This window comes from Polaribacter sp. Q13, from assembly GCF_016858305.2.
Lineage (GTDB): Bacteria > Bacteroidota > Bacteroidia > Flavobacteriales > Flavobacteriaceae > Polaribacter.
Genome location: NZ_CP074436.1, coordinates 1194626 through 1211256 on the forward strand (window position 1 = coordinate 1194626; position 16631 = coordinate 1211256).

The following is a 16631-nucleotide window of genomic DNA, read 5'->3' on the forward strand; positions in this document are numbered from 1 at the left end:
AATTTTTTAAATTTTACTATCTTAATATGGCAATAATGGATATTAATGTGGCGATAGACGTAAAAATAATACTTGTATTTGGTCCTACCGCAGATGAATTTATTTTAGACTTGTTAGGCTCTACATAAATAACATCATTTTGTGCTAAGTAATAAAATCTCGAATTAAACAATTCTTTACTAGTAATATCTATCGGAATAAAAACGCGACGACCATCATTTTCTCTAATCAACGTTATATTAACTCTATTTCCATTAATTGTTAAATCTCCTGCCAAACCCAATGCCTCTAACATAGTGATTCGTTTATTTTCAATGCTATAAGTACCTGGTCTATTTACTTCTCCCAATACCGTAATTTTAAAATTAGTCGTTGTAATATTTACAATTGGTTTGGTGATGTATTCTGATAGTTTTTGAACCAATAATACACTTAAAGCATCCGTGGTAATCCCCGTAACTTTTAGTTTACCTAATACAGGAAAGTTAATTTCTCCTTCAGCATTTACTAGGTAGGGCAAGGGTTTTACTGTGGTGCCCATACCTGTTCCTAAAATAGGAGTTTCATAGATATTAAAAGGCATAACAGCTTCTCCGTTTGTTGCAGAAACATTTATGTTTAATAAATCATCTTTTTGAATGGTAGATTCATACTCTCGTAAGGTTTTTTTCATAATAAAACCTTCTTTGTCTCCAAAATAGACCATTTTTTGTTTAGAAACGCAAGACGATGCTAGTACTAAAAATAGCACTATAATAATATTTGTGTATTTCATTCTTTTTTATTTATCTATTTTTCTTTTTATTTTTTATAATTGTATTCTTTTTATTACTTTAAAAAGCATTGCTGTCTTTTTTAAATACTACCTGCCAAATAGTTAAAAATAGAATCTTTACATCTAATATCAAGTTCCAATTTTCTATATACCAAATATCAGCTTGTGCCCTATTCTTCATGTCTTGTACTGTTTTGGTTTCTCCTCTAAACCCCGTAACCTGTGCCCAACCTGTAATGCCTGGTTTTACAAAATGACGCACCATAAATTTCTGTACAGATTTTCTATACGATTCGGTATGCACCAACATATGTGGTCTTGGTCCTACTACAGACATATTTCCTATTAAGACATTATAAAATTGTGGTAATTCATCTAAACTGGTTTTACGTAAAATTCTTCCAATAGAAGTAACTCTACTATCATTTTTAGTTGCTTGTAAAGAATCCGATTCCGTATTTACCGTCATGCTTCTAAATTTGTAACATTTAAAAGGTTTATCATCTTTACCCGAGCGCATTTGACTAAACAACACCGGACCTTTACTATTTAACTTTATAATAATTGCTAACAAAGGGTACAACCAGACTCCTATACCTATAAGCACCAATAACGAAAATACAAAATCACATGCACGTTTGGTCATTCTACTCGTTAAACTTTCTAAAGGTTCTGCTCGTAAATACAAAGTAGCCACCTTATTTATATAGGTCATTCTAAAGTGCTGAAATAAATATTCAGAAAAATTAGGAAGTATATACACCCTTATTAAATGATTATCTGCATAACTAATATATTTGTTAATTATAGCAGATTTCTCTGGAGGTAAAGAGATAAATAAGGCATTTACTTCTTTACTTTTATCTAAATAAGGAATTAATTCTGACTCTTTTCCTTTATAAAATGTTTGTAATGATTCGGGTACTTCATTATCTGAAAAAATACTATGAAGCTCATACCCATTTTCGGGTACCATTAAGACACTTTTTATTAATTTTTCTATTTTTGAATCGAAACCTAAAACAATTACCTTTCTAATATTATGTCCTCTTTTACGATACCTTTTAAATACATACATTAATAGTATCTGAAAGATAGCATGCATAACACCAAACAACAATATAGTAATGATAAAAAAATCTCTAGAAAATTTATATTCTATTAACAAATATAAAAAGGTTGCTCCAATTAAGGTAAAAAGAGTTAACCCGTGCAGACTTTTAGAGACCACCTTATCCGTGTAAATAATTCTGGGTATATCGTACATTTTTAATCGAAAAGTAATCCCCAACCAAAGTAATAATCCAAATAAAAAGATAGATCTATATAATATTATTTCTGGAAATACGCCATCAAAAACAATATAATTCGCTGTAAAAAATGATACAAAAAATAATAAACCATCTATAAAAAAAGCTGGAATGGGTAAATATTTAATTCTTCCTTTCGGCATATTAATTAATTTAAGTCGTAATAATAAATTATTTTATTTAAGTAGCAATTGTAGTTTTTCATAAAACACATAATATATAAATTGAGAATTCCCAATTAAATACCTACGCCACATGCGTTTTGGTTCTTTTACCAATCTATATAACCATTCTAAACCTAGATGAATCATCCATTTTGGAGCTCTATTTACAGTACCTGCATAAAAATCGAACACCGCACCTATAGAACAAATTACAGAAGTGTTTAGCACTTCTTTATGTTCATGCCCCCATTTTTCTTGCTTTGGGGCTGTCATGCCCACAAAAAGAATATCTGGAGAAAAAGCATTTACCTGCGCTATCATTTCATCAGTATCTTGTTTGGTAAATGTGGTTTTATAAGGAGGTGAATAACTAGCTACTTTTATGGCAGAAAATTCTTTTGCAATTCTATTTTTAATAAGGTTTAATGTGCTTTCAGAAGCTCCCAAATAAAACACTTTCTGACCTTTTAAATTGGCTTCCGTAAGTAAATGTTGGTGTATGTCCCAACCCGCAATTTTCTGAATTTTCTTACCCCCCAACAACTTAGAGGCTAATACAATACTAGAACCATCTGGCAGTAAAACATCGCTAGATTTTAATACCGCTGCAAAGCGCTTGTCTTTTTTTGCCATACAAAAAGAATACGCATTAATGGTGTTTATACAACATCTGCTATCCGTTTTTATGTCTGACAACGCTTGACTAAAAATGGTATTTTTAACAATATGTGTTAAATTCATATGTGAAAGAACTTTGTTTGTGAATTAATTTGAAGACTTTAGATTTTGAAATTATTATGTATCTATACTATTTAATAAAATTGAAAGCATTTTCTTTTCGAATACTTCTAATGTAAATTCTTTATCGAATTTTGCTTTCCCCTTAAGCCCCATGTCTACTCTAACTTCTGCATTATTAATTAAATATTCTAGTTTTTCTGCTAAGGAAACAACATCATTTTGCGACACTAAAATACCAGTTACACCATCTTCTACTATATCAGCAATTCCACCTTCGAAAGTTGATATTATTGGCAAATTAAATTGCATGGCTTCTAATAAAACTAATGGAAAGCATTCATTTGAATAATACGTAGGAAAAACAAAAAGATCGGCTTCATTTAGAAAAGCAGTTTTATCATCACCATATTTCTTGCCTAAATAATTAATCTCATTATTTAAATTTAAGCTATCCACTTTATTCTTTAATATTTCCGCTGTTATATCTCCTTCTCCACCAATAAAGTTGCATTTAAAGCCAATCCCTCTTTCTTTTAATAACTTACAAGCTTCTACTAAAATAAATACGCCTTTAGATTTTATTAAATTTGAAAGAAATAAAATTTTGACAGTTTTTTTATCAACATCATCATTCTTTTTTTCATCCAATTCGATTTCTGGAATGCCGTTTGGGCAGATATGTATTTTTGTTAACGGTACATATTTTTTTATGTCTTTATATAAATGTTTAGATAACAAAATGACTTCTGCATTTTTAAAAATAAATTTATAACAGCTGTTATAAATCTTACTATTTTGATACTTACTTACGCCTTTGTTATGCATATGATACATGCATTTTACTCTAAAAATTTTTAATAAACTAATTAATAATACATCTCTAAAAAAAGCAGCGCCAGTTGCTGTAATGGCAAAATAACAAAGCGCAGGTTTCTTTTTTAATAGCTTAAAAAACAACGCGAACCACACGTTAACAAAGCCCATTACTTTATTTAAACTTATTTTACCTGTTTCACTTACATTGTTAGAAGCTAATAAATTTAAATAATCGCCATTAACTTGCTCATTAATATATTTGCTATCTTTTATAAATTTCCCCACCATAGATGAACCATGAACTGGAGGTGGAAGATGTAAAAGAAATAGAATATTTTTTTTTTTTAAAATCATTTTAATTTTTGAATATATAAAGCCTCATATTTTTCTTGCATTTGCGTCAAACTAAAATTTTCATTTGCAAACTTGCTGGCTTGATCTATCATTTTTTCCTTATCAATATTTTGAATTTTTTCATTAAAAATATTTAAATATGCTTCAATTGAATTATTTTCTACTTTTAAAAGCCAATCATTAGGCAAGGTTTCTTTTAGACCTAAACAGTTATTTATAATACATAGCAACCTATTCATATTGGCTTCTACACACATTAAACCTAGGCCTTCAAAATTTGATGGCATAAATAAGTAATCAAAGGATTCTAAATATTGTGATAAATTAAATATTTTATCATATTTACTAACATGTTTTAATGATTCAGTGGCATTTAGCAATGTAACCTCTAAAGAACCTTCCCCAATAATATGAAAATGAAAACGATTATCATTTTTTAAAGCATTTATAACCGAAATTAATTCAGCAACACCTTTTTGATATTCTAATCTCCCTGCAAATAAAATATTAATTTTATTATTTTTTATGTCTGGAAATATTTTTTGGATTGATTTCTCTACACCATTAAAAATAATTGGGAGTTTTTCTACTTTATTTTGTTCTTTATAACTATGTTTTGTAGAAGTTGAAATGGCCACATTACTATTTTTTTTTATAAAAAAAGGTTCTACAATAGCACCTATTTTGCCCCATTCATTCCATAATTGGGTGTTGTGTATTGTTCTAACATATTTATGTTTTAACATAAATAAACCAGCTAATTTTGAAAACAAAAAAACACTTAAATCGGGTATTTCTGTATGAGTATGAATAATATTAGGCCTTATTTTAAAACATTTTAACAGAAAAGTTATAGGAAAAAATAAAATAGCTAATTTTTTAGATGAAATATTGGAACGGTGGTAGTGAATGTTATTGGCCTTACATTCTTCTATAAATTTATCAGAAAATTCAGAATTTGCACGCACAATTTCAAATAAATGATACTCAAAATTCACAGATTTAGACTTAGCAATATTAATAGCTACTCGCTCTGCTCCTCCCATATCAAAATGAGTAATTATATGAAATACTTTACTCTTCATTAAAAATAGCTTTTTTTAAAACTTTAAGCTGATAATATGGATTGTACTTCTCATCAATTATTTGAAAACAATTATCAACCAATTCATTATTTTTAGTAGGGTGTTTTTTCAACCAATCTTTAATTGAATTCTTTAAAGACTCCAAATTATTTTCTTCAAAAAATGCACCACTAACTCCTTTCGTTATAGATTCATATTCTGGCATTTGATTACTAAAATTTGAATGGGTTATTACGGGCGTTCCAAAAGATAAAGAATGTATAGCTGTTAAACCAACATTACCAGGAGACAAACAAATGTCTGCATTATAAATAAGATTACCAACCTCATACTCATCATAACAAGCGCCATAAAACCAACTATACTGTTCTAAGCCATCTTTTTTTGCTTTATTTACTAAAATGTCTTTTTCATTCCCTTCTCCAATATAGATACAATTAACATTCAGGTTTTCTTCTCCTAATACTTTCATTACCTCTAAAATCATCGATAACTTTTTCTTTTTCTCTAAACGACCAATAAATAATAGTACAGGAAAATCATTCTTAAAATATTTTTTGTAAGTTTCATTTTTAGAAAGAGATTTTCTGATTTTTAATTGGTTTTCATAATCCAAAGAATTAGCTATAACATATAATTTTTCAGGTTTATACCCTATCTCCATTAAAATACTTTTCGCGTATTCGCCATATAATAATAACCCTTTAGATGGCCCAAAATAAAGTTTATTCTTTATGCGATGTAAACTAGATTCTTTGCCATTACAACCGTGAGTCCAGAAGAATACGTTTTTACCAAGTAATTTTGCTGTATAAATAAAAATCCAACTACTCAAACAAGCTGTATCTACTGTTAAAATATAATTTTTGTAATTTTTAAACAAAAGTTTTAAGACCCCTGTTTGCCAAATGATACGTTTTTTAACAACAATGTTTCTGAACTTTTTTCTAAACCCATTAAGGCTACTTACATCCATAGCTTTTAATGTGCCTGGTACGTTTTTTCCAAAATAAAAATCACATCCTAACTCTTTGTCCATCAATTCGTATATAGATTTTCTATAATGAGGTGGATAATTGAAAATACAACAAACTTTTTTTTGCATAATTATAAATACATTAATACATTTTTGGCCCCATCTAAGTTTATTACTTTTGCAGGAACACCAGCAACAGTGGCACCTTCAGGAACATCTTTTATAACTACAGTATTAGGCGCTATAAAAACATTATCACCTATTTTTATATTACCTACAATTTTACAACCGGGAGCTAGTACCACATTGTCTCCTATAATAGGTGTGCCTTTACCTCTAACGCTTCCAATAGTGACTCCTTGAAATATAGTGCAATTAGCCCCTATAAGTGCCCCCCCGTTTATTACTATACAAGAAAAATGCGGAAAGTTTAATCCTTTACCACAGGTAGTCATAAAATCTATTTGTATACCTGTTTTTAACTGATTCCTTTTATGTATCACATATGTTAACCCATAAAGGGTTTTAAATATTATATTTTTTTTCGCCCCTAAATACGTATCTAACCTAAACCAAAAGGTAATCTTAAAAGAGGCATTAAAAAGTAAGTATCTTAATGCGTTCTTTTTGTTTGCTATTGTAAGTCTCCCTAAATCAGACTTTATATCTTGTCTACATTCCTTAAAAGTCATAATATTTTATTTTTTTAAACTCCATATAAATGGGAAAATAACTCTTAAGTGATTGGTCCCATAATGCCAAATGGCATTGGTTATACCTTTATGTCGTTTCTCAAAAATAAAAAACTCTTCGGGGTTGTTTCCTAAAGGAGATCGAAAAGCTTTCCACCTTTGTTTAAGAGTTTTTTTAGGATTGCACCAAGTAGCTAAGCTTTCATGGACATCGCATTTTCCTAAAAAGCCTGGTGCCACATACATTTTAATTCCTAGTTTAGAAGCACGTAAGCCATAATCAAAATCTCCTAGGGCATGGTGGAAAACAGGGTCGTTATACCCTACTTTTTGATAAACCTCTTTTGGAATCCATACTATATTTCCATTAAAATAATCACAAGCTATTGCTTGTTCTTTTGGAGTTATCAATCCATCAATTAGACTACGCCCACCATAAGTAGTTACTTTTTGTTTGCCATCTAAAGCACTGGTAGCTCCAACAATAATGGCTTGGTTATCCTTTTGTTTAGAAGTTGATGCTAATGCTTCTAAAACATCTTTGTTAAGTTCTGTGTCATCATTTAACCAAAGGTAAAAATCAAAATCGTTAGATTTTACAGCTGTAGACCAAGCCAAATACATACCTCTATTCCAAAATAAACTTCCACTTCCATGAATAATAATAACTTCTGGAAATTGATTTTTTACTGCTTCTCTAGTGCCATCTGTAGAGTCATCATCAACCAGAAAAACTGTAAATATATACCCTACGGGTATTTTATTTAAATAAAGTCCTTTTAAGCATTCTATTGTTTTTTCCTTCCGGTTATAACAAGCGAGTAGTATTGCTATTTGTTTAACAACCATTTCATTTTCTTTTATTAATAAAGTATTCTAGCTTACGATAACGCTTTTCAAAAATACCACGAACCCAAATTTTAACTTCTATGTCTGACATTTTACGGAATGATTTTGAAAAGCACATGCCGATCATCAACCATAAAAGCACATAATTTAAAGTAAAATTATTAATATCTTCTACCCAGGAAAAGGCCCAACGAAATGCTACAAATAGCCCAAGCATTTTGCTAAAAATATTTTTCGATTGATTTATGGCTACATAGCTCGCTTTCCAGAAAACTAAGAAATACAGAATCACTCCAACAACTCCTGTCCATGTAAAGATATTCAAAATACCTACTTCATTACCCAATCGCTCCTTGCGACCAGTAACCTCTGCTATTTCAGAAAAAGCTTCTGTATCATTTCCTCGTGCAGGACTTCGCCCAATTAACCAAGAATTATGGTTTTGCGCAGATTGTAAAACCTCTACATACAAAAAAGACCGCGTATCCGTTTTTAAATTAGCTTCCTCAATTTCACCTTCCGAATTCCTGCTTACTTCCATATAATCTCCCTCAATGTAATCACCCATTTTAAAAACATTAAAGGTTCCCATAGTTGCAAAAACAAACAAAATTATAGGAGCGAATAAAAAGACTAAACGTACTGAATCTATAATCCATTTAGAAATAAATAATCGAAAATAATAAATAAGCATAAGAAACAATGCTACAACAAATTTTATCACATAACTTCTTGCACCTAGATTAATTAGAATTACCAATATTGAAAGAGTAAGTATCCCGATTTGCCACTTTTTTGTCAAAACTGGTAAAAATAGAAGAAATAAACTTACAACTACCAGATACTGCCCATAAGCCCCTGTTGGTATAAAAGGTATAAATAAAATAAAAATGGGCAGTCCGTATATAATATAAAACCTTAAAATAGATTGTACTATATGTTTATCTGTTGCTACAAATGCCAGCAGAGGTAGAAGTAATGCCAATGCATTTCCAAACAAACCTTTAAAATCCCAATAGGTTTCAGCTATAAATACACCTCGAAAAGAACTAAAGATATTCCACCAAAGATAAACCATAACAATTATCATGGCTTTTGCATTTCTTGGCTTAAAGAAATAATATTTGAAACGCCAAAATAAATACAATATTAATGACTTAATAAGCCACCAAATGGTGGTATTCTTTATTGGTAATGAAGTATATGGTTCTAATGAAAGAACAGCAATAAAAATTATACTAATTGGTAAAAGTTTAAGTATGGTAGCTTTATTCATTATTAATCACTTTTTTAATGAATTTAGCTGGATTACCTGCCCATATTTCATTAGCAGGAATACTTTTAGTCACCACAGAACATGCTCCTACAATAGAATTTTTTCCAATAATTACCCCCTTCAAAATAGTAGTATGAGCTCCAATAAAAACATGATCTTTTATTTCTACAGCTACATTGGCTGTGTTTTTAGTATCCATAGCTGCATTTTGTCGAATACTTGCTTCTAATGAATGGAAATCGGTATCGTAAATGCAAACACCACCACCTATTTTTACATAGTTACCAATAGTAATACTTTTATGAGCTACAAGTGCAGTAGAGCTTATACCTACATGATTACCAATTACAATTGATGCATTTCGATCTACAAAAAGAACACATTTTTGTGGCCGACCAATAGGATTACCTAAAAGACCGTTATTCATTTTAAAATTATCCCCAATACTACAAGATGCCCCCCTTGCAACACTTATAAAAGGAATTCCATTAGAATCTATTTTGCCAAACTTCACGTTATTACAATAAAGTAGCAACCTTGTGCAAATAGTATTAGCACACTTCCTTACTGAACCGTATAGGTTTCGGAATAACTTAAATAGAAGAGTTATAATTTTTTGCATACTGTTTGATATATTGCATTTAACCTTTGAGCATTGTGCTTTCCATTGTGACGTAATACAGCAGCTTTTTTTCCGTTGACTGATAGTTTGCTTGTAAATTCATCATCCGAAAATATATCACATACTGACTTTGCCAACATTTCCACTTCTTCAAAACGATACAGTAAGCCCGATTCTCCATGGGTAATCATATCTGGAGTACCTCCAACGTAAGAAGCTACACAAGGAACACCTAATAATTGGGCTTCACCTACTGAATTGGGACTATTTTCGATGGAAGAAGGACAAACAAAAACATTCGACTTTAGATATCTTTTACACATTTCAGCTTCAGATAGTAGTCCGGTAAAAATGATATGATCCGTTAGGTCATTTTCTTTTATCAAAGTGGTTATGTATTTTGCGAAACCATTTAAACGCCAAGTTTTATTAGTTATAAAATTATTTCCTGCTACATATACCTTCGTATCTGGATAATGATTTAAGATTAATGGTAAAGCTATAATCATTTGCTGCAAGCCCTTAATTGGATAATGTGCTTGACTTAAGAAAATTGAATGCTTCTGACATGTGGTTAATGCCCAATTTTGCCCATAAAATGATTCTCGAAGTGTTTCATTACAAAAATGATAGCTAATTTTAGGGTTTAATGCCCAAGCGTGAGTCCGATCCCACTGTGTACGGCCAATAATATGATTTACAGATTTAATTAATAGTTTTTCCTTTAATCCTCGCAATCGCATATTCTTTTGCTGTGTAAAAATACTATCAAAACGGATTCTATCCCGAAGTGTAATCATTTTTCTTAATATTTTTTCTGCAATACCTCCAAAATAGTAACGTTCGTATATACTCACCAACCCCTGAATAGAAACAACTACTCCATCATTGCCACATTCTTTAACATACGCTAAACCATGTGGGTATTCTGTTCCGTGTATATGAATAATATCTGGTAAAAAATTTTCTTTTACTAAACGCCAATATTTTTCTAATTCTTTATTGGGTAATAAAAAATAAGTAATATTACCTCTGTTCAATATCTTAAGATCTGAGCCATTATACAATGTTGCTACACTTAATTTTATTTTTTTATTTTCCTCTAACATACTTTTTGCTCCAGCGTACATCCAACCACCAACAACTGGTGAAGAGATCCCCAACTCTTTACAAACATCAGGAAACAAAGTATTAGTTATCCAAAGAACTTTCATAATTATTAACTCTTTATTGGTGAAGCATAATTTTTTAATTTCCAAAAAATAGGTTGAAAAAAATTAGCACGTTGTTTTATTGAGATAACAAAAGATTTTAGGAAAATATAAAAGCCATACTTTTCCTTAATATTTATGAGAAAGGTATAAATCCCTGCACCTTTTAGCCAATCTGAATGACCTATGCTAGAATAGAATCGTGCACGCCAAATAAATAGTTTCATCCTTTCAATATCATAAACCCAATCATTATTATGCCCATGTGATAAACTCGTTTTATTGAAGGTATGATAGTAAATCATATTTCTGTCAACTTCAATTACTTTGGTATTATAATTTGCTATCAATACAAAAAAACAATCATTACCAACTATTCTTTCTTCAAAAGATAATTCTAAAAAATCAATAAAAGATTTTTTATACATTTTACTCCATGGCACCCATACTCCATATTTTAGATTGTCAATACTAGCTTGTATATTTGGATTGTAAGCATCAATTTTTTGTTGATACGCATTTCCTTGCTTACTCATTACTTTATCACAATCTATATTAAAAAAAATCACTTCTGAATTTGAGTTAACATATTTTAAAATAGTTGAGTAAAAAGAACTTGTAAAATAATCATCAGCATCAGCAAATATTAACCATTTACCTTTAGCTTTAGACATTCCAACATTTCTTGCATAACCAGCTCCTTTTCCTTCTTTATTAAAATATACTTCTATATCTTTTCCATTAATACCTGGAAATAAATCAAAATCTACAATATTTGAATCACTATTATCATCTACAATAATTATCTGTATATTATTTAGATGTGGAATTGAATCAAGGCATCTTTGTAGTGATACTGGATCATTCTTATGGGGAATAATTATTGAAAAATCAATTGACTCTTTCATATATGAAACTTATTTTTTAATAATATTATACGCCTTACAAGACTATTTTTTAAAAGTAAATTTTTAAATGAAATCTTATTTATTTCAATTAATGCATAATCTCCTTTCACATCCTTTCCATTCCACAACTGCAAATTAGTCCATTCTTTATAGGGTTGAGACCAAAATACATCTTCTTTCGGCAACCCTAATGGTAGAAATATAGTAAGGCAGTGATAAGAACTACCACGATTAACATATTCCTCTGCCAATGAATGTTGAATACTAGTTAAACCTATCTCTAACCAATTATTCTGGTCAAAATTTAAAGGGTTTTTTAATTGCCTCTTGATGATTGCTGTTAATCCAGATCTTACCTGTTCTGGTGAAATTGAATTTGGTAAGCTTCCCATTAAAGCGACTTGTGATAAGGCATGAAAAACTCCAAATCTACAAGTTATTGTTCTACCAATAATTGGATAAGTTCCTTCGGGAGATATGAGACGTTCCTGAATCTCAGCAAATCTAATATGTCTAGCTAACTGAATATTCAAATATTTAGAACCTGACAAATTATATCGTTTCATAACCATTAAAATATCTGTCAACATTGGGTGTATTACAAAACTATTGTAATAATCTACATTTAAAATATTTCCATCACCATATATTCCATCTCCTTTGTAAAATTTTTTTATAAATTTTTTAACGCCATACAATAATCTTTTCTTATTGCATTGCTCTGTAAATCTATACAAAGCAGCCTCAATCATTGATGCAAATAATAACCAATTATTATCATTGGGTTTTATTACTCTTGTTTTCTTCAGTTCATAGATAATACGTTGCTGAGTTAATTTATCTAACTGCCCCCATAGTTGTTTTGGGGCACGTAATAAGCCTTGTGATAAATATGCCGCATCAACTAATGACTGTTGGCCGTTTCCAAAATCTACATAATCCATAGCTTGTGGATTCACTAAGTTTGATAAGCCTTTTACTGCTAATTTTAAATATTTTGACCGTAATTTTCCTTCATCAGTATTATCAGATTCTAACTCAAACCAAGGGGCTATTCCGCAAATAACTCTACCAATAGCCTCTAAATAAGAAAATTTTCTACGTTTTTCTTTAGGATCCAAAATAAAATCATAGGGCATATTTTGCTTTAGCGTGTCATTTGCCAAGTTTTTTAAAACAGGGTCTGCAATCCGAGTCATTTGAGATACCCAATATGAACGATCATTTGGAAATTTAGATATTTTCATACATCATATCTTATTGAGTAATAATCTACTAGTAGTATCAGAAACGATTGTATGATTATCGGGAACAGTATTACCCAAAACTACTGTTCGGAATCCCACAATACATTTATCACCTAATACAGCCCCTTTTAATAAAGCTGCTTCCCTTCCTATCCAACAGTCATCCCCTATTGTTATAGGTCTCGTTTTAGGCTTCTCGTATTCATACCCAAAATTAGGAAACTTTTCTTCTGTTAAAGAGCGACGTTTCTGATAAGGGTAAATATTATGGGTATTTGTATCCCAAATCATGCAATTAAAAGAAATTTGATTATAACTTCCTATTTGAATCTTTTCATCAGCCCTAAGCTCTGACCCTTCATTTATATTGGTGTAATCACCAATTACTATTTGACCACCAAATCGGACTAGAATGCGCTCACATCTGATCATATTGCATTTACCAATAGTAAAGCTAGAATTTGATATTATAATTTGCAGAGCTTTAATAGCATTTCCTTTTTGAATTATAGATGCTCTACCTATATCAAATTGCCCAGTTAATTTAATATCAACATGATTAATTATAGCGAACTCTCCTTGCATAAAAACGCTGTTACTATCAACTATAACATTTGAATTCCTACAACTCGCATTATTCTCCATTTTAAATAAAGAATTAGCTTTAACTAAAATAAATGAGTTTTTAATTTTCACATTGCTCCCAATATCAAATTTTGCACCTTTCTCTACTCGCACAATTGAATACGAAAAAAGATACTTCAATTTGATTTGGAATAGAACTAATATAATTTTACTCAAAACTCTCATTTATATTCTTATTTTTACCAATAACAACTACTTTCTACCTCTTTACTATTTTTAGGTGTTTCTTTCATTCCCGGATAAACCCAATGTTTATTCATTAATTTTTTGTAATCCAGAATTTTCCCATTCCTAGTAGTTTCATCCCAATTCTCCCATCTTTTACCTCGAATTCCAAATAATAGTTGCAGACTTCCCCCTATATGAATCACCTTTTTCCCATTTCGCTTTATGTGAGCAGCTAATGGAAAACCATAAGCACCTGCTCCAATCAAACAAATATCATAATCTTGTTTGTCAATTTCAGACTTCATATAATTCAAGGCCTCAAACCAATCCTGAAATTGTGTTTTTTCACCAGCTATACTCTGCACTGCTTTAATCGTTTTTAATTCAAATTCTGGTAACAAATTATTTTCAAACAACAATTCTCGTTTTTGATATTGTTTTACAATTGTTTCAGTAAAAGGATGTATAACCAAAATTTTTTTTCCTTCTAAACCCCTTGTCCAAGAATAGTCACTCCAAAAAGGATCTAATGTTAAGAGGTCTATCTTTTCTGCATTAGATAACAGATTATCAAAATATTTTTCGTTCACCAACCAAGAACCTAAAACATCTACTTGAGGTATATCAGCAATCATTAACTCACAAAACTGTTCAATTTTACTTACTGTTGGAGGGAAAAAACCACTCCATCGTTGCATCTGTTCTAACACGCCCTCATTCCACCACCAAGGCAACGTTTTCCCTTGAACATATTTAAATATATTTTTATCAGTTTGCTTAACGCCCAAATAATTCACCAATGTTGTTAACTCAGTACTTCCAAAGCGAGCAATCATACAAGGTTTATCAGCTATTAAAGCATCATAAATGATTTGTGAAGCTTTGTTTGGGTCTTGTTCAGATAATGGTTTTTGTGGTTCTTTTTTCCATAATTTTCCATAAATTTTACGGAGAGATTTCAAAAACAAAATTAAGATTTTAGTCATTCTACAACCATTAAGTTATTATTAATTGTCCCATCTTCTTTGGCCACAATCCAATCTTTTGTCTTTGGATAACCATGCCAAAAATTAGCTGGCACTAATTTTATTCCCTTATTTAATAAAGCGGGGTTATAAGAAAAGGAACTTTTACTGGTAATTAATACATCTGCAAAAACCATATGAGCAAAAGAATCTTGCGCATTCATATCTAAACAAAAAGTAATATTCTTAAAATTTTTAAACTCAGGGAAGTCTGCTTCAGATCCTTGAGAAAACAAATAAATAGCAATAGGCATCTTCGTTTCTAACTGCTTTAAAACATTACTTAATACGTTTACAAAATAATCGTTGTTTTGCCAACGCATTACTAAATTGGGATTGTTATTTTTTTGGCCAATCACAATATCTCCTCTCCTCACATGAATAGCAATATTATAGCTATCCTTTGAATAGATTATTTTTTCACTTTTTCTAACTTTTGATGCCAAAAATTTATCTTGAATACTTTCTTGTACACCAAACTGATCTCTATAAAACTGGTCTTGTTCACAAACAAAAACAACTTTTTTATTTGCGTATGCCTTAACAATATTTTTGATTAAAGAAATTTCTTTTACATTATTTTCATTAAATAGTGGTAAACGAACTTTTTTATACCCTTGTTTTATTAATTCGTCAATTGCTATTTCTCCTGCGCCAAAACCTAAAAATTCTTCCCATTTAATTGAAGAAAAAGGAATGTGAGTAAATTTTAAGTTAAATTGTTGCGCAAACCAATAACCAGCAATCCAATTGGCCATTTGATGCCCTATGCCTGCTCCTGGATTTGGTATCGCTGTGAAATATTGTTCAACACTAGCTGGATTATTATTATTATTATTATTATTCCAATATGCTCTGTATAAATAATTATACCATTTCTTGCTTTTGGCGTAGCTTACAAGCTTTAGCCATAATTTATTTTTTATTTTTTGTATCACGATCTAATTTATTAAATAGAGTATTTATCCGTTTTTTATTTCATAACTATTGATGAAATAAAGCCCAATAACGACCTTTTAAATAGTGTAATTTATAAATTAGGCTTATTTTAATTCTAAGTTTTAAGGGGCTTTGAGTTTTGGTATAAAATCCTCTTTTACTATAATCAACATAGTAATTAATACTGTCTAAGTGTTCTTTAGCATTTGCTAACCACTTTCCTTTATTTAAACATCCTGATAAATCATAAATTATAGGTAATTGTGCAGTTTTAGAAATACAAGTGAATTTTAATTTCATTTTATTCACTCGTTTTGATCCGTAGATTTCAGAAGTCCATGGATTTTCATGTGGTAATACCATTTTTTTAAGAACTCTTTTTTTGAAAAAAGAAATTTGAAAAGAGAACATAAACTGTGTAGGTGGTACTATAATATCAATATCCTTAAAATTAGTTTTTTCTAATTCTCTATAACCCTGCTGTGTTAAATACATAGCGTCTATATTTTGATCTTTAAAATAGTTAAAATATTCTATCATTTTAGCATGGTTTACATCTGCCATAAAGATATGATCAATCATCATTAGTAATACGTAATCAGTTTCAACTCTATCAAGCCCTTTTTTAAAAGTTTTTCCAAAGCTGTTATGTTGCCCAACATTCGTACAAATTATGTTTAATTTAGTGTGTTGATAGGTTTTACTTTCTGTATTTAAATAAATATCCCCTTTATATTGTGGCCAATACTTGTGGAATAGATCAAAAAAAACCGGCCATAAATCAGCATAGGCATCTGAGGAACTAATAAAAATCGAATACTCTTTCAT

Annotated in this window: 17 protein-coding genes; all 17 read right to left on the reverse strand. The window is 30.1% G+C overall.

Features of this window, described 5'->3' with window-relative positions:
- Positions 1–16 precede the first annotated feature (16 nt).
- Positions 17–775, reverse strand: coding sequence for a polysaccharide biosynthesis/export family protein (locus JOP69_RS04845; protein ID WP_203392221.1), 759 nt, complete (start codon positions 773–775; stop codon positions 17–19).
- Positions 776–833: 58 nt separating this feature from the next.
- Complete coding sequence (locus JOP69_RS04850; protein ID WP_203392220.1) at positions 834–2228, reverse strand: undecaprenyl-phosphate glucose phosphotransferase; 1395 nt, start codon at positions 2226–2228, stop codon at positions 834–836.
- Between the two features lie 33 nt (positions 2229–2261).
- Positions 2262–2990, reverse strand: coding sequence for a WecB/TagA/CpsF family glycosyltransferase (locus tag JOP69_RS04855; RefSeq protein ID WP_203392219.1), 729 nt, complete (start codon positions 2988–2990; stop codon positions 2262–2264).
- A 54-nt stretch (positions 2991–3044) separates the two neighbouring features.
- Positions 3045–4160: a glycosyltransferase family 4 protein gene (locus JOP69_RS04860; RefSeq protein WP_203392218.1), complete on the reverse strand. Its 1116-nt coding sequence runs from the start codon at positions 4158–4160 to the stop codon at positions 3045–3047.
- Positions 4157–5245, reverse strand: a complete 1089-nt coding sequence (locus JOP69_RS04865) for a glycosyltransferase family 4 protein (protein WP_203392217.1) — start codon at positions 5243–5245, stop codon at positions 4157–4159. The genes JOP69_RS04860 and JOP69_RS04865 overlap by 4 nt, the downstream gene beginning before the upstream one ends.
- Positions 5235–6350, reverse strand: coding sequence for a glycosyltransferase (locus JOP69_RS04870; protein WP_203392216.1), 1116 nt, complete (start codon positions 6348–6350; stop codon positions 5235–5237). The genes JOP69_RS04865 and JOP69_RS04870 overlap by 11 nt, the downstream gene beginning before the upstream one ends.
- A 2-nt stretch (positions 6351–6352) precedes the next feature.
- Entirely contained in the window at positions 6353–6913 is a 561-nt protein-coding gene (locus JOP69_RS04875; RefSeq protein WP_252191192.1) for a serine O-acetyltransferase, read from the reverse strand.
- Positions 6914–6919: 6 nt separating this feature from the next.
- Positions 6920–7762 carry a glycosyltransferase family 2 protein gene (locus tag JOP69_RS04880; RefSeq protein ID WP_203392215.1) on the reverse strand — a complete coding sequence of 281 codons (843 nt, stop codon included), beginning with the start codon at positions 7760–7762 and terminating at the stop codon, positions 6920–6922.
- A 1-nt stretch (position 7763) separates the two neighbouring features.
- Positions 7764–9038 carry a hypothetical protein gene (locus tag JOP69_RS04885; protein WP_203392214.1) on the reverse strand — a complete coding sequence of 425 codons (1275 nt, stop codon included), beginning with the start codon at positions 9036–9038 and terminating at the stop codon, positions 7764–7766.
- Positions 9031–9552, reverse strand: a complete 522-nt coding sequence (locus JOP69_RS04890) for an acyltransferase (protein ID WP_252191193.1) — start codon at positions 9550–9552, stop codon at positions 9031–9033. The genes JOP69_RS04885 and JOP69_RS04890 overlap by 8 nt, the downstream gene beginning before the upstream one ends.
- A 92-nt stretch (positions 9553–9644) precedes the next feature.
- Positions 9645–10874 carry a glycosyltransferase family 4 protein gene (locus JOP69_RS04895; RefSeq protein WP_203392213.1) on the reverse strand — a complete coding sequence of 410 codons (1230 nt, stop codon included), beginning with the start codon at positions 10872–10874 and terminating at the stop codon, positions 9645–9647.
- 5 nt (positions 10875–10879) lie between these two features.
- Positions 10880–11779, reverse strand: a complete 900-nt coding sequence (locus JOP69_RS04900) for a glycosyltransferase family 2 protein (protein ID WP_203392212.1) — start codon at positions 11777–11779, stop codon at positions 10880–10882.
- Positions 11776–13026, reverse strand: a complete 1251-nt coding sequence (locus tag JOP69_RS04905; protein ID WP_203392211.1) for a DUF2264 domain-containing protein — start codon at positions 13024–13026, stop codon at positions 11776–11778. Before JOP69_RS04905 ends, JOP69_RS04900 begins: the two co-directional genes overlap by 4 nt.
- Before the next feature lie 3 nt (positions 13027–13029).
- Positions 13030–13827: an acyltransferase gene (locus JOP69_RS04910; RefSeq protein ID WP_203392210.1), complete on the reverse strand. Its 798-nt coding sequence runs from the start codon at positions 13825–13827 to the stop codon at positions 13030–13032.
- A 23-nt stretch (positions 13828–13850) separates the two neighbouring features.
- Complete coding sequence (locus JOP69_RS04915; RefSeq protein ID WP_203392209.1) at positions 13851–14825, reverse strand: hypothetical protein; 975 nt, start codon at positions 14823–14825, stop codon at positions 13851–13853.
- On the reverse strand, positions 14822–15802 hold the full coding sequence (locus JOP69_RS04920; RefSeq protein WP_203392208.1) for a hypothetical protein: 981 nt from the start codon (positions 15800–15802) through the stop codon (positions 14822–14824). The genes JOP69_RS04915 and JOP69_RS04920 overlap by 4 nt, the downstream gene beginning before the upstream one ends.
- A gap of 46 nt (positions 15803–15848) precedes the next feature.
- Positions 15849–16631 (reverse strand): hypothetical protein, encoded by a 783-nt coding sequence (locus tag JOP69_RS04925; protein ID WP_203392207.1) that lies wholly within the window; start codon positions 16629–16631, stop codon positions 15849–15851.

Excerpts from the sequence above, each read along its gene's own strand:
- JOP69_RS04885 (WP_203392214.1), bottom strand. The coding sequence starts at position 9,038 with ATGAATAAAGCTACCATACTTAAACTTTTACCAATTAGTATAATTTTT.
- JOP69_RS04895 (WP_203392213.1), bottom strand. The coding sequence starts at position 10,874 with ATGAAAGTTCTTTGGATAACTAATACTTTGTTTCCTGATGTTTGTAAA.
- JOP69_RS04870 (WP_203392216.1), bottom strand. The coding sequence starts at position 6,350 with ATGCAAAAAAAAGTTTGTTGTATTTTCAATTATCCACCTCATTATAGA.
- JOP69_RS04900 (WP_203392212.1), bottom strand. The coding sequence starts at position 11,779 with ATGAAAGAGTCAATTGATTTTTCAATAATTATTCCCCATAAGAATGAT.
- JOP69_RS04850 (WP_203392220.1), bottom strand. The coding sequence starts at position 2,228 with ATGCCGAAAGGAAGAATTAAATATTTACCCATTCCAGCTTTTTTTATA.
- JOP69_RS04925 (WP_203392207.1), bottom strand. The coding sequence starts at position 16,631 with ATGAAAGAGTATTCGATTTTTATTAGTTCCTCAGATGCCTATGCTGAT.
- JOP69_RS04845 (WP_203392221.1), bottom strand. The coding sequence starts at position 775 with ATGAAATACACAAATATTATTATAGTGCTATTTTTAGTACTAGCATCG.
- JOP69_RS04875 (WP_252191192.1), bottom strand. The coding sequence starts at position 6,913 with ATGACTTTTAAGGAATGTAGACAAGATATAAAGTCTGATTTAGGGAGA.
- JOP69_RS04880 (WP_203392215.1), bottom strand. The coding sequence starts at position 7,762 with ATGGTTGTTAAACAAATAGCAATACTACTCGCTTGTTATAACCGGAAG.
- JOP69_RS04860 (WP_203392218.1), bottom strand. The coding sequence starts at position 4,160 with ATGATTTTAAAAAAAAAAAATATTCTATTTCTTTTACATCTTCCACCT.
- JOP69_RS04915 (WP_203392209.1), bottom strand. The coding sequence starts at position 14,825 with ATGACTAAAATCTTAATTTTGTTTTTGAAATCTCTCCGTAAAATTTAT.
- JOP69_RS04865 (WP_203392217.1), bottom strand. The coding sequence starts at position 5,245 with ATGAAGAGTAAAGTATTTCATATAATTACTCATTTTGATATGGGAGGA.
- JOP69_RS04905 (WP_203392211.1), bottom strand. The coding sequence starts at position 13,026 with ATGAAAATATCTAAATTTCCAAATGATCGTTCATATTGGGTATCTCAA.
- JOP69_RS04855 (WP_203392219.1), bottom strand. The coding sequence starts at position 2,990 with ATGAATTTAACACATATTGTTAAAAATACCATTTTTAGTCAAGCGTTG.